This window comes from Micromonospora sp. CNZ285 (assembly GCF_004637285.1).
The window spans coordinates 2,451,411-2,464,904 of record NZ_SPQD01000001.1; the positions used below are offsets into that span (position 1 = coordinate 2,451,411).

Consider the following 13,494-nt stretch of genomic DNA (forward strand, 5'->3'; position numbering starts at 1 on the left):
GTGGAGCGGTCGGTGATCATACCGGGACGCGCCAGGAACGCCAGAGATGGCCGTACCGGCCGTCGGCGGCGAGCAGTTCCTCGTGCGTGCCCTGCTCCACGATCCGGCCGTGGTCGAGCACCACGATCCGGTCCGCGCTCACCGCCTGGCTGAGCCGGTGCGCCACGATCAGCGTGGTCCGCCCCTGCGTGGCCGCGAGCGCCGCCCGGTCCAGGTCGCGGGCCCCGGCGCTGCCCGCCTCGGCGGTCGCCTCGTCGAGCACGGCGACGGCGGGCGCGGTGAGCACCAGCCGGGCCAGGGCGACCTGCTGGGCCTGCGCGGCGGTGAGCCGGTGGCCGCCCTCGCCCACCGGCGTCGCCAGCCCGTCCGGCAGGGCACGCAGCCAGGTGGTGGCGCCGACCCGCTCCATCGCGTCGAGCAGCTCGGCGTCGGTCGCGTCCGGGGCGGCCAGGCGCAGGTCCTCGGCCAGCGGCCCGGCGAAGACGTGCACCTCCTGGCTGACCAGTGCCACGTCACGCCGGGAGGTGGCCTCGCCCGCACCGGTGAGCGGCGCGCCGTCGAGGCGTACCGATCCGTCGGTGGGCGCGATGATCCCGGCGGCGATGCCGGCGAGCGTGCTCTTGCCGGCGCCGCTGGCGCCGACCAGCGCGACCCGCTCCCCCGGCGCCAGGCGCAGCTCGACGTCGGCGAGCACCAGCGGCCCGTCGTCGTAGTGGTGCCGGCGCACCGTGACGTCCAGCGCGGCCGGGCCGCGCGGGCCGGCGGGCGGGGCGGCCGGGCCGGACACGGTGGCCGGGCCGGTGTCGGGCAGGTTCGCCACGCCGACCAGCCGGGCGAGGCTCGCGCCGGCCTGCAGCACCGAGTCGGACTCCATCAGCAGCAGGCCGATCGGGTTGAACAGCCGGTGGAAGTAGAGCGCGGCGGTGGTCGCCGCGCCCACAGTGACCAGGTCGTCGCGGACCAGGAAGAACCCGGCCACGAGCACCGCGGCCAGGCCGAGGAACTCCGACCTGTTGATCCGCAGGCCGAAGCGGGTGTGCAGGTTGAAGATCTCCAGCGACAGGTCACGGGCCAGGCCGGACCGCTCGGCGATCGCCGCCACGTGCGCGTCCTCGGTCCGGTACGCGCGCACCGTCGCCGCGCCGCGCAGCGCACCGGCCATCGCCTGCGTCCGCTCACCGGTGGCGACCCGCTCGCGGGCGTAGTACGGCATCGAGCGCCGCAGGTACCAGCGCAGCGCCAGCGCGTACGCGGGCGCGGCGACCAGCCCGGCGAGGCCGAGCCGCCAGTCCAGCGCGACCAGCCCGAACACGGTGAGCACGACCGACAGCAGCGCGCCGACGAACGACGGGCCGCTCACCGCGATCACGTTCGTCACCACCGCCACGTCGTCGCCGACGCGGGCCAGCAGGTCGCCGGTGCCGGCCCGCTCCAGCGTCGCGGACGGCAGATGCAGCGCCCGGTCGAGGACGCGCTCACGCAGCCGGGCCAGCACCGTCTCGCCGAGCCGGGACGCGAGCGCGGCACCGAGCGCGGTGAGCAGGCCGGTGAGCACTGCGGCGGCGGCGATCACCGCCACCCGGCCGGCGATCCGGGAGGCCGGAGCGTCGGCGATGACGTCGTCGACCAGGCGGCCGAGCACCCAGGGTGCGACCAGGCCGCCGGTGGCGGCGGCGACGAGCACCGTCGCCGCGGCGGCGCTGAGGCCGGGCCGGTCGCGGAACCGGGCGACGAGCGTGGTCCAGGTCTGGCGGGCGGACGCGACAGGCAGCAACGTCCGGCCGGGGGTACGCGGTTCGGCGGTCACCGCAGCGTCTCCTCGCGGTAGCGGGGGTCCTCGGCGAGCAGGCGCTCATGTTGTCCCTCGGCGGCTACCCGGCCCTCGGCGATCACCACCACCCGGTCGGTGATGCGCAGCAGGGCCGGGCTGCTGGTGATCAGCAGCGTGCCCCGGGGCGCCGCCCGGCGCGCTTCGGCCAGCCCGTCGGCGAGCTGCGCCTCGGTGGCCGCGTCGACGGCGGTGGTGGGGTCGTGCAGCACCAGCACGGGCGGGTCGGCGTGCAGCGCCCGGGCCAGCCCGAGCCGCTGGCGCTGTCCACCGGAGAGGTTCGCGCCCCGCTCGACGAGCCGGTGGTCGAGGCCGCCGGGGTGCGCGTCCACCACGTCCTGGGCGGCGGCCGCGCGGACGGCGGCGTGCAGCCGCGCCTGATCGGTACGGGCGCCGGCGGCGAGGTTCGCCGCCACGGTGCCCTCGAACAGCGTCACGTCGTGCGGTTCGACGAGTACTGTGCCGCGCAGCGCGTCGACGTGCAGGTCGTCGGCGGGCACGCCGTCGACACGCACGGTGCCCCGGCGCACGTCCGGCGGCACCCGCCCGGACAGCAGCGCCACCAGCGCCTCGGCGTCGGCCGGGTCGTACGCGAGCACACCCACCAGCTCGCCGGGGCCGACGCGCAGGTTCACCCCGTCGAGTCCGGCGTGCCCGACGTCGTCGAGGGCCAGCCGTGGCCCGGCCGCGGGCGCCGGGGCGGGCGCGTCGCCGGGCCGGGTCAGCGGCTCGGCGCCGAGCACTCGCGCCACCCGGGCGGCGGAGGCGCGGGCCATCGCGAACAGTTGCACGCACCAGCCCATGGTCTGCACCGGCTCGGCCACGAACTGCGCGAGTCCGACCACTGTGACCAGCTCGCCGATGGTGAGCCGGCCGCGCAGGGCGAGCCAGCCGGCCACCCCGGCGACCGCGGCGAGGAACAGGCCGTTGGCGGCGGTGGTGAGCCCGAGGTGCAGTCCCTTGGTGTTGGCGGCGCGCAGCGTCACCGCGAGCGCGTTGCGGCTGGCGGCGGCGTACCGGCCGGCGGCGTGGTGCTGGGCTCCGATGCCGCGCAGCACGCGCAGTCCGGAGACGAGGTCCACGGCGAGCGCCGTGGTCTCGGCGAGGGCCTCCTGCTGGGAGCTGCTGCGTCGGGACAGCAGCGGCGCCATCCGTTGCAGCACCAGCACCAGCACCGGTACGCCGACGAGCACGCCGAGTCCGAGGGGGACGTCGATGACCAGCAGCGCGGTCGCCGCGACGGTCAGCGCGGTCACCGCGGCGACGCCGAATCCGGCCACCCGCACCACGAGCGCGGAGAGTTCGGCGTCGGAGGCGGCGACCGAGAGCATCTCGCCGTCGCGCAGGCCGGAGCGGTGCCCGCGCGGGTCGAGCGCGCGCTCGGCGATCTCCACCCGCAGCAGGTGCGCCTCCCGCTCCACCGCGGCGAACGCCTGGCGGGCGCCGTTGCGGTAGGCGAACGCGAGCACGGCGAACAGGGCCGCGAGGCCGGCGACCGAGTACGCCAGCGCCCACGGGTCGCCGGTCACCACGGCGCGGTCGATGATGAGGCCGATCGCCACCGGCACGAGCGCCTCGGCGACCTGGTGCAGGCCGAGCAGCGTCACGCCGATCAGCACCGGCCGTCGCTGGCGGCGCAACGCCTGACGCAGCACGTACCGGGCCGTGACGGCGCCGCCGGCGGGATGCGGGGACACGAGGGGTTGCCTCCAGTGCTCGAAGTGAGGACAGCCTAACCTCAGCCGCCGGGGTGGCCGAGCCGGGTGGCACGGCTCACCACGGCCTCCGCCAGCGGGGCACGGTGACCGCCGGTAATGTTGATCAGGCCGAGAGTGCACCCATATGTCCGCTGCCCCGAGGAGCGACCATGCTCGATCACGCGTCCGGCCGAATCGACATCGCCCGCCTTCAGGAGACGCTCGACGGACCGTGGGCCGAGGTTCGCCAGGCCCACCGCAAACACCTCGACGAACGCTTCCTCCCGGTCTACGGCGAGACCGGCGACCAGGCGCGCGAGCGGATCACGCGGCTGCTCGGCGAACTCCCGGTCGAGCTGGGCATCGCCGCGGGCTTCCCGCCCGAGTACGGCGGCCGGTCCGACATCGGCGCCTCGATCGTCGCCACCGAGATGCTCGCGCAGGTCGACCTGTCACTCATGGTGAAGGCCGGCGTGCAGTGGGGCCTGTTCGGCGGCGCGGTCGCCGCCCTCGGCACGAAGCGGCACCACGACGCCTACCTCCGGGACATCGTCGAGGGACGGATCTTCGGCTGCTTCGCGATGACCGAGACCGGCCACGGTTCGGACGTGCAGCAACTGCGCACCACCTGCGTCTACGACCCGCAGACGCAGACCTTCGACCTGCACACGCCGCACGAGGCGGCACGCAAGGACTACATCGGCAACGCGGCCCGGGACGGGCGGATGGCTGTGGTCTTCGCCCAGCTCGTCACCGGCGGACGCCGCCACGGGGTGCACGCGTGGCTGGTGCCGATCCGCGACGAGCACGGCAACCCGATGCCCGGCGTGACCATCGGCGACGCCGGACCCAAGGCCGGCCTGCTCGGCGTCGACAACGGGCGGCTCAGCTTCGACCACGTACGGGTGCCCCGGGACATGCTGCTGGACCGGTACGCGCAGGTGGCCGAGGACGGCACGTACTCCAGCCCGATCGAGAACGACTCCCGCCGCTTCTTCACCATGCTCGGCACGCTGGTGCGGGGCCGGGTCAGCGTGGGCGGCGCCGCGTCGGCGGCCACCAAGGCGGCACTCGCCATCGCGGTGCGCTACGGCGACATCCGCCGCCAGTTCAGCGACGGCGCCGGCGACCGCGAGGTGCTGCTCAACGACTACCTGGCCCACCAGCGCAAGCTGCTGCCGGCGCTGGCCACCACGTACGCGCTGCACTTCGCCCAGACCGAGCTGGTCGCCGCGCTCGACGAGATCCAGGGCGGCGACGGGCCGGTCGACGAGCACCGGCAGCGGGAGCTGGAGTCCCGTGCCGCCGGCCTCAAGGCGGTGCAGACCTGGCACGCCACACGCACCATCCAGGCGTGCCGGGAGGCGTGCGGCGGCGCCGGCTACCTGTCCGAGAACCGGCTGCCCAGCCTCAAGGCCGACACCGACGTGTTCACCACGTTCGAGGGCGACAACACGGTCCTGCTCCAGCTCGTCGCCAAGGGGCTGCTGACCGGCTACCGGGACGAGTTCGGCTCGCTGGACGGCTGGGGGCGCGCCTCCTTCGTCGCCGAGCAGGTACGCGAGATGGTGCTGGAGCGCACCGCCGCGCGGGCGCTCATCGCGCGGCTGGTCGGCGCCGTGCCCGGCCGGGACGACGAGGTCGCCGTGACCGACCGGGGCTGGCAGCTCAAGGTGTTCGAGGACCGCGAGGAGCACCTGCTGGACAGCGCGGTCCGCCGCCTGCGCGGTGGCGCCTCCACCAAGAAGGACCGTCCGTTCGACATCTTCAACGACGTGCAGGACCACGTCCTCGCCGTCGCCGCCGCGCACGTCGACCGGGTGACCCTGGAGGCGTTCGTCGCAGGCATCGACGCGACAGCCGACCCGGCGGTCAAGGAGCTGCTGTCCCGGGTCTGCGACCTGTACGCGCTGAGCGTCATCGAGGCGAACAAGGGCTGGCTGCTGGAGCACGGCCGGCTCACCCCGGCCCGGTCGAAGGCGATCACCGGCGTGGTGAACGGGCTGCTCAAGGAGCTACGCCCGTACATGCGCACGCTGGTGGACGGTTTCGCCATCCCGGACGCGTGGCTGCACGCCGCGATCCTGCGCGAGGAGCCGGCACGGCAGGAGACGATGGCGGCCCACGACGCCACGGGCGACCCACAGGCGGCCGCCGCGTAGCCGGCCGGTGCCACGGCCCCCGGTCAGCCGCCGGGGGCCGGCGCGGGTCGCGCCGGTGCCGGCGTGCCGGCCGGTTCGCCGACGGCGGCCTGCGACGCGGCGTACGCGCCGGCGCCGATCGCCAGGTACAGCCCGCCGAACAGCCAGAACGCGGCGAACAGGAAGCCGCGCTCGGCCATCGCGGAGATCATGACGAGCGCGCCGGCCAGGGCGGTCACCGCGTACCCCGCCCGGATGCCGTACGCGCACAGCGCGCCGGCGACGAGGGGTCCGGCGATCCACAGCGCCGCACCCGCCCAGCCGATGCCGACCGAGCCACCGGCGGTCGCGACGGTCACGAGCACGCCGGGCAGCGCCACGATGCCGCCGGTCAGGTAGCGCCACCACCGTCCACCGGCTCCTCGCCGCATCGCCCACGGCACGAGCGCCGCCGCGACGGCCACCAGCGCGAGCGGGACGTAGTACAGGCCGATCTCGCCGGACGCGCAGGCGAGCAGCGTCAGCACCGCCGCGCCGGCGAACCGTGCCGGACCGCGGGCCCGGCCCCGCAGCACGAGCGGCGCGGCCGCGAGGAGCGCCGGCAGCAGCGTGAGCATCGCGATGCCGGGGCCGAACCGCCGGGCGACGCCCTGCTCGCCGGGGTCGGCGCCGAGCGGGTCGACCGGCAGCGTGGACGGCAGCAGGAAGCTCACGCACACGGCGATCAGCACGCCGGCCGCCACCGCGACCACTGACAGCATCCGGGCGGCCCGCTCCGCGCCGTCCCGGACCGGCAGGCCCAGTTCCTCCCGCGCCTGGCCCGCCACCGTGTGTGGTCCGCCGAGACCGGCGAGGATCTCCGCGATGTCGCGCCCGCTGTCCAGCGCGTCGGCGATGTGCGCGCGGACGTCCGCGACGATCTCGCGCGCCTCGTCCGGCGGGACCTCCGACAACTCCTCGTCGAGGGCCCGCAGATAGGTCTCCGCCGCCTCCGGGAGGCCGTCGTCGCTCATGTCTCCTCCGTTATCAGCTCGTCCACGTGCGGCTGGATCTCCCGCCACACCGCCGCGAACATCCGCAGGTGCGCCCGGCCCTGATCGGTGATCGTGTAGTACCGCCGGGCGTGCCCCTGCTCGGGCGCCACCCACCGGGTCTCCACGGTGCCCGCCTGCCGCATGCGGGCGAGCAGCGGATACAGGCTGCCCTCGCTCGCGGTCAGGCCGCGGACCGCGAGCCACTCGGCCAGTTCCAGGCCGTACATGTCGCGTCGCGAGAGCAACGCGAGCACGCAGTACTCCAGCACGCCCTTGCGGATGTTCGTGGTGATCCGCTCACGTGCGCCGTCCATGCGACGCAAGATACCTTGCTATGCAAGACATGTGGCGCGAGGGGTCCGCGGCGCACCGCGCTCGCCGCACCGCGGACCGGCGTCGCGGGGGTCGGTCAGATCGTCTTGTACGAGCCGAAGGTGCCGCGCGTCGTCCAGCCCCGGAAGAGGCCGAGCCCGTAACCGTGCCCGCTGCAGTCGGCGGACTGGTAGCCGATGACGTTCTGGAAGCCGCCGCTCCAGCCGAGCAGCCAGTCGGCGTCGGCCGGGAACGGGCGGCACAGGTCGTCCGGCACCGCCTGCCGGGCGACCACGGCGAGCGGATCGCTGGAGTAGAAGACCAGGCCCGTGTCGGGGTTCGGCATCGTCGCCGGCTCGGCGGCGGCGGGCGCGGCGAACAGCGGGACGGTCAGGGCCGCGGCGGCGAGACCGGCGGCGATTCGCATGGTGGACGTGCGCATTCTGTCCTCCAGGGACGGTGGGCGGCCAGGAGGGGGCGGCGGTTTACCACCCCGTCAGGAGTGATGCGCATCGATGCAAACGATGCCGCAGGAAGGTTGAATTGTCAACCAAATCGGTGACGGACATCGACCGACGTGTGTTGACACATTTTGTTACGGCGGTGATAGTAACTGCAAAGCTCCCGCCGGTCCCTCCGCTGGGACGCATCGCGGCGGCGCCACACCGACGTGGCCGGCACACCGCCACCACCACCGTCCAGGGAGCGCCGTCGACGACGTCCCCTGGAGGACGCATGAGAAGACGATCGAAGATCTACGCCGGGCTGGCGGCCGCCCTCGTCCCGCTCGCCTCCGTGGTCGTGGCGCTCGGCGCCACACCCGCCGGCGCCGCGATCGGCGGCTCGGGGCCCTACCCCGCCGACTACGAGACCTCGTCGAGCCTGCCCAACCACACCATCTTCCGGCCCCAGACGCTCCCGTCCGAGCGCCTTCCCGTCCTGGTGTGGGGCAACGGCGCGTGCTCGGCCAACGGCCTGTCGCAGGGCACCTTCCTGCGCGAGATCGCCTCGCACGGCTTCCTCGCCATCGCCAACGGGGCGCCGAACGGCTCCGGCTCGACGAACGCCCAGATGCTCACCCAGTCCATCGACTGGGCGGTGGCGGAGAACTCCCGCTCGGGCAGCAAGTACTACAACCGGATCGACACCACGAAGATCGCCGTGGCCGGGTTCTCCTGCGGCGGCCTGGAGGCGTACGCGGTCTCGAACGACCCGCGCGTCACCACCACCGGCATCTTCAGCAGCGGCCTGCTCAACGACGCCGACGACTACCAGCTGCGGCGGCTCACCAAGCCGATCGCGTACTTCGTCGGCGGCCCGAGCGACATCGCCTACCCGAACGCGATGGACGACTGGGGCAAGCTGCCGGCCGGGCTACCCGCCTTCATGGGCAACCTGAACGTCGGGCACGGCGGCACGTACGACCAACCCGACGGCGGCGAGTTCGGCCGGGTCGCGGTGCTCTATCTCAAGTGGCGCCTGAAGGGCGACATCAGTGCCGGCGCCAACTTCGTCGGCCCCGACTGCGGTCTGTGCCGCACGCAGTGGAGCGTCCAGCAGAAGAACCTGACGCTCGATGCCCCGCCGCCCACCACTCCCCCGCCGACGACCCCGCCGCCCACCACGCCGCCGCCGACCACGCCGCCGCCGGGCGGGGCCTCCTGCACCGCCGTCTACGCCGTCCAGGACCAGTGGAACGGCGGCTTCGTCGCCAACGTGACGGTGACCGCGGGGAGCACCGCGCTGACCGGCTGGCGCGTCACGCTCACCCTGCCCGGCGGCGCCGCGATCAGCTCGCTGTGGAACGGCGTGCCCAGCGGCACCAGCGGCACCGTCACCGTGGCGAACCAGAGCTACAACGGACGGCTCGGCGCGGGGCAGAGCACCACCTTCGGATTCCAGGGCACCGGGACCGGCGGCGGCGCCACCGCCACCTGCACCGGTAGCTGAACCATCTCGGCGGGGCCGGCGCCGGACGCCGGCCCCGCCCGAGGTGAGTATCGTCTCGCCGGGACGCCCGGCCCCCGCCCGGTCCGTCGTGGACGGTCCCTGCCGGCGTCGCGAAGACTGCCTGCTAGCGCGACCGGCGGCGGCCCTAGACGAACATGACGCGCACCGGAAAGCCCTGCGCCGTAAGCTTTTCGGCCATCCACACGAAGTTGACATGGTAGATGGTTGGGCTAGGGTTCCGCCGAACGGTTGTCACCGAGGCAGGTATCCGGTCACCACGAGGACGGCATGACGGCACAGTGCAGTGGCTTCGACATCCGCTTGCTGGGCAGTCTCCGGATCACGTTCGCCGGGCGGGAACTGCCGCTGCGCTCGGCGCAGCGCCGGGCCGTCTTCAGCGCGCTGGCGCTCACCCCGGAACGGGGCCTGTCCCGGGACGAGCTGATCTCCGCGGTCTGGGGTGACCATCCGCCGGCCAGCGCGACCGGCAACCTCTACACGTACGTCTCCGCCCTGCGCCGCATGCTCGAACCGGACCGTGACAGGTGGTCCTCCGGCCGGGTGCTCACCTCCGAGGGCGGCAGCTACCGGCTGCACCTCGACGCCGACGCCGTCGACGTGCACCGCTTCGAGCGGCTCCGCGAACGCAGCCGCGCGCCCCGCGCCACCGGGGACACGACGGGCGAACTGGCCGCGCTGGACGCCGCGCTGGCCGAGTGGCGGGGAGACGAGGCGCTCGTCGGCGTACCGGGACCGCGAGCCGCCGGCCATCGGATCCGGCTGGGTGAGCTGTACCTGGCCACAGTGGAACGTCAGGCCGACCTGATGCTGGGCCTCGGACGCGGCGCCGAGGTCGTCGACCGCCTGCTCGCGCTCGTCGGCCGCCACCCGGCCCGGGAGAGCCTGTACGCGGTGGCGATGCGGGCGCTGGCCGCGCAGGGGCGTACCGCCGAGGCGCTCGCGCTCTACGCCACGCTGCGGGACCGGCTGGTCGAGGAGTCGGGCACCGAACCCGCCGCCGCCGTCCGGCAGATCCACGACCAGCTGTCCGGCGCCACCGCGGCCCCGGTACGCGGCCCGGGGCCGGTCCCGGCCCGGCACCCCGGTTTCCGGGGCCGTTCCGCCGCGCTGGCCCGGCTGCGCGCGGCGGTCACCGGCCTCGCCGGCGGACGCGGCGGCAGCATGTGGATCAGCGGCGAGGCGGGCATCGGCAAGTCCGCGCTGCTGGCCGAAGGGCTCAGCGGCGCGGCGCCGCTCGGCGTCCAGGTCGGCTGGGCCGTCGGCGACGAACTGGCGTACCGGATGCCGTTGAGCATCGTGCTGGAGTGCCTGTCCCTGGGCAACGACGCGGACGGCCTGCCCGCCTCGCTGCACGCCTGCACCGGCGGGGCACCCCCCACCATGACCGTCATCGACACGGTCCAGCGGTTCGTGGTCGCGCGGTGCGCCGAACGGCCGCTGCTGCTGGTCCTGGACGACCTCCAGTGGGCCGACGACATGTCGCTGCTGGTCTGGCACGCGCTGCACAAGCTCACCCCCCGGCTACCGCTGCTGCTCGTCTCCGCCGCCCGCCCGGTCCCGGCCGGATACGAGGTACGGCTCCTGCGCCGGGTGCTGCCCCGCGACGGCACCACGCTCGTCGACCTCGGCCCGCTCGACGACGACACCGCGACCGGCCTGGTCCGCGCCTGGTCCCGTCCACCCGGCCCGGGCCCCGGCACCGTGCGCTCGTTCGTCGCCGCGGCCGCCGGGAACCCGTACTACCTGCGGCATCTCGTCCTCGCCGACCGCGACGGCCGGACCGCCGACACTCCCGGACCGGAACTGACCGACGCGGTCTCCCGGCACCTGCAGCCGCTCGCCGACGACACCCGCCAGTTGCTGCGGGCGATCGCGTTCCTCGGCAACAACTACCTGGTGGCCGACCTGGCCGCGGTCACCGGCAAGTCGGCGCCGGAACTCGTACCCGCGGTGGAGGAGGCGCTGGCCGCCGGGATCCTCGTCGAGGACGGGCGCCGCCTGCGGTTCCGACATCCGGTCATCCGCCGGGTCCTGCGCGGCGCGATCCCGACCGCGCTGCGGGTGCTGATGCACAGGCAGTTCGCCCAGCGGCTCGCCGAGGCCGGCGGCGACCTCGGCCGGGTCGCGGGCCAGCTGCTGGCCGGACCGGTGCCGGTCGACGCCTGGGTACAGGAGTGGCTGACCGCGCACGCCGCGCAGCTGGGCGCCGCCGCTCCCGCGCCCGCGATCGCGGTGCTGCGCCACGCCGTCGCCTCGCCCGGCCTCTCCGCGTCGTCCCGCGAGCTGCTCACCGCGGAACTGGCCCGGGTGCTGCACCGCTGCGGCCTGCCCGCCGGCGCCGAGGCGACCTGGGTGTCGGCGCACACCGGGGACGCCGCCACGCGCGCCGAGATGAACCGGATCGCCGGCCCCCCGGACGGGCCGTCGGCGAACGTCGGCCCGGCGGTCGTCGGGCAGCGGTGAGGAGACTGCGCGTCACCGTTCTGGGGCCGGTACGCGCTTGGAACGGCGAAGTCGAGATCGACCTCGGACCGGCCCGGCAGCGGGCCCTGTTCGCGATGCTGGCCGCGAACGCCAACCGCCCGGTCACCCGCGCCGAGCTGATCCGGGCGCTGTGGGGCGAGTCGGCGCCGAGCGCCGCGGCGGGCAACATCTACACCTACGTCTCCGGGCTGCGGCGCGCCCTGGGCCCGGCCGGTGGGCTGCTGCGTTCCGGCCGGGCCGGATACACGCTGCGCCTCGAACCCGGCGCGCTGGACGCCGACCGGTTCGAGGCGCTGTGCGAGGCGGCGGTGGAGCCGGCTGCCGCCGGGCGGCCCGGGCAGGCCGTCGCCCTGCTCGACGAGGCGCTCGCGCTCTGGCAGGGCGAGGCGTACGCGAACGTCACCGGACTCTTCGCCGACCTCGACCGGCACCGCCTGACCGAGCTGCGGATCGCCGCGGCGGAGCGGCGGGCCCGGCTGGTCCTGACCGGCGGCGGCGACGATGCGCTGATCGCCGACCTGACCGCCCTGGTCCGTGACCATCCGCTGCACGAGCCGTTCCACGAGCTGCTGATGTGCGCGCTGCACCGGGCCGGCCGGGGCACCGAGGCCCTGGACGTCTTCCACGCGGCGCGCCGGGTGCTCGTGGACGAACTCGGCGTCGAGCCCGGCCCGGCGCTGCGCGAGCTGCAGGGCCGCATCCTCGCCGAGCCGGCGCCGCCCGTACCGGTGGCACCGGCAGGGGTGGCGGCAGGGGTGGCGGCGCCGGCCGCGCCGCCCGTACCGCGACGGGGACGCCTGGTCGGGCGCGACGCCGAGCTGGCGCTGCTGCGCGACCTGATGGACGCGGTGGGCGAGGGCCGCAGCGCGATCGTGTGGATCGAGGGCGAGCCGGGCATCGGCAAGTCCGCGCTGCTCGACACGGCGCTGCACGAGGCGCGGGCCCGGGGCCACCGGGTCGTGCGCGGCAGCGCCGAGGAACTCAGCAGCCGCATCCCGCTGCACCTGATGCGCCGGGCGCTGCGCCTGGAGGACGCGCCGCACGACGACCCGGCGACGGCCGTCGAGCGGGTGCTCGACCGCGTCCGCCGGCTGACCGCCGAGGGCCCACTGGTGCTGGCCGTCGACCATCTCCAGTGGGCCGACGAGGTGAGCCTGCTGGCCTGGGAGCGGCTGGCCGCGCTGACCCGGTGGCTGCCGCTGCTGCTCGTCGCGACCGCCCGGCCCGAGCCCGGCCGCCGCGACCTGGCCCGGCTGCGGCGCGGGGTGAGCACCCGCGACGGCCACCTGATCCGGCTCACTCCCCTGCCCCCGTCGGACATCGAGCAGATCTTCGGCCGGACGATGGGCGTGCCGCCCGGCGCCACGCTGCGGTCGCTGGCGCCGCTGGCCGCCGGCAACCCGCTGTACGCCCGGGAACTGGTCACCGGCCTCGTGGCCGAGGACGGGGTACGGGTGGTCGACGGGCTCGCCGAGGTCGACGCGCGGGCCGACGAGATGCCACGGTCGCTTCTGGACACCGTGCGGGCCAGCCTCGACCACCTCTCCCCCGGCGCGCGGGAGGCGCTGCGCTACGCCGCCCTGCTCGGCGACGAGTTCGCCGTCGCCGAGGTCGCGGCGGTCACCGGGCGCACGCCGTTCGACCTGATGGCCGACCTGGAGGAGGCGGTCGCCGCCGACGTCCTCGTGGACGCGGGCAGCGAGCTGGCGTTCCGGCAACCGGTGCTGCGGCGGGCGCTCGCCGGCAGCATCCCCGCCGCGCTGCGGCCGACGCTGCACCGGCACGCGGCGCAGGCGCTCGCGGACAACGGCGGTCCCGTCACCCGGGTCGCCGGACACCTGCTCGCCGGGCCGCCGGAGGTGGACGAGTGGCTGGTGGGCTGGCTGGTCGCGCACGGTGCCGAGCTGTCCCGGCAGGCCCCGGAGCCGGCGCGGGAGCTGCTGCGCCGCGCCCTGGCGGCCCCTCGGCTCCCGCAGGCGCAGCGGACGACGCTCGCCGCCCTCCTCGACAGTCCCGACCGGTAGCGC

Annotated in this window: 9 protein-coding genes; 4 read left to right on the plus strand and 5 right to left on the minus strand. The window is 75.0% G+C overall.

The window, feature by feature from the left end:
- Positions 1 to 16: 16 nt before the first annotated feature.
- Positions 17 to 1,807 (minus strand): ABC transporter ATP-binding protein, encoded by a 1,791-nt coding sequence (locus CLT75_RS11240; RefSeq protein ID WP_135240750.1) that lies wholly within the window; start codon positions 1,805 to 1,807, stop codon positions 17 to 19.
- On the minus strand, positions 1,804 to 3,525 hold the full coding sequence (locus CLT75_RS11245) for an ABC transporter ATP-binding protein (RefSeq protein ID WP_135240751.1): 1,722 nt from the start codon (positions 3,523 to 3,525) through the stop codon (positions 1,804 to 1,806). Before CLT75_RS11245 ends, CLT75_RS11240 begins: the two co-directional genes overlap by 4 nt.
- A 170-nt stretch (positions 3,526 to 3,695) precedes the next feature.
- On the opposite strand from CLT75_RS11245, the gene CLT75_RS11250 reads away from it, so the two are divergent.
- On the plus strand, positions 3,696 to 5,687 hold the full coding sequence (locus tag CLT75_RS11250) for an acyl-CoA dehydrogenase family protein (RefSeq protein ID WP_135240752.1): 1,992 nt from the start codon (positions 3,696 to 3,698) through the stop codon (positions 5,685 to 5,687).
- Between the two features lie 23 nt (positions 5,688 to 5,710).
- Here the strand turns inward: CLT75_RS11250 and CLT75_RS11255 are convergent, their stop codons facing one another.
- From CLT75_RS11255 to CLT75_RS11265, 3 genes are all read right to left on the minus strand, one after another.
- On the minus strand, positions 5,711 to 6,679 hold the full coding sequence (locus CLT75_RS11255) for an HAAS signaling domain-containing protein (protein ID WP_209310311.1): 969 nt from the start codon (positions 6,677 to 6,679) through the stop codon (positions 5,711 to 5,713).
- Complete coding sequence (locus tag CLT75_RS11260; RefSeq protein WP_135240753.1) at positions 6,676 to 7,014, minus strand: PadR family transcriptional regulator; 339 nt, start codon at positions 7,012 to 7,014, stop codon at positions 6,676 to 6,678. The genes CLT75_RS11255 and CLT75_RS11260 overlap by 4 nt, the downstream gene beginning before the upstream one ends.
- 95 nt (positions 7,015 to 7,109) lie before the next feature.
- Entirely contained in the window at positions 7,110 to 7,454 is a 345-nt protein-coding gene (locus CLT75_RS11265; RefSeq protein WP_135240754.1) for a hypothetical protein, read from the minus strand.
- Between the two features lie 293 nt (positions 7,455 to 7,747).
- Here CLT75_RS11265 and CLT75_RS11270 point away from each other — a divergent pair, with 293 nt between their 5' ends.
- The 3 genes from CLT75_RS11270 to CLT75_RS11280 all read left to right on the plus strand — a co-directional run bounded on the left by CLT75_RS11270 (position 7,748) and on the right by CLT75_RS11280 (position 13,491).
- Positions 7,748 to 8,962 (plus strand): cellulose binding domain-containing protein, encoded by a 1,215-nt coding sequence (locus tag CLT75_RS11270; protein WP_135240755.1) that lies wholly within the window; start codon positions 7,748 to 7,750, stop codon positions 8,960 to 8,962.
- A gap of 288 nt (positions 8,963 to 9,250) precedes the next feature.
- Positions 9,251 to 11,446: a BTAD domain-containing putative transcriptional regulator gene (locus CLT75_RS11275; RefSeq protein WP_135240756.1), complete on the plus strand. Its 2,196-nt coding sequence runs from the start codon at positions 9,251 to 9,253 to the stop codon at positions 11,444 to 11,446.
- Entirely contained in the window at positions 11,443 to 13,491 is a 2,049-nt protein-coding gene (locus tag CLT75_RS11280; protein WP_135240757.1) for a BTAD domain-containing putative transcriptional regulator, read from the plus strand. Before CLT75_RS11275 ends, CLT75_RS11280 begins: the two co-directional genes overlap by 4 nt.
- The last annotated feature ends 3 nt before the right edge of the window (positions 13,492 to 13,494 follow it).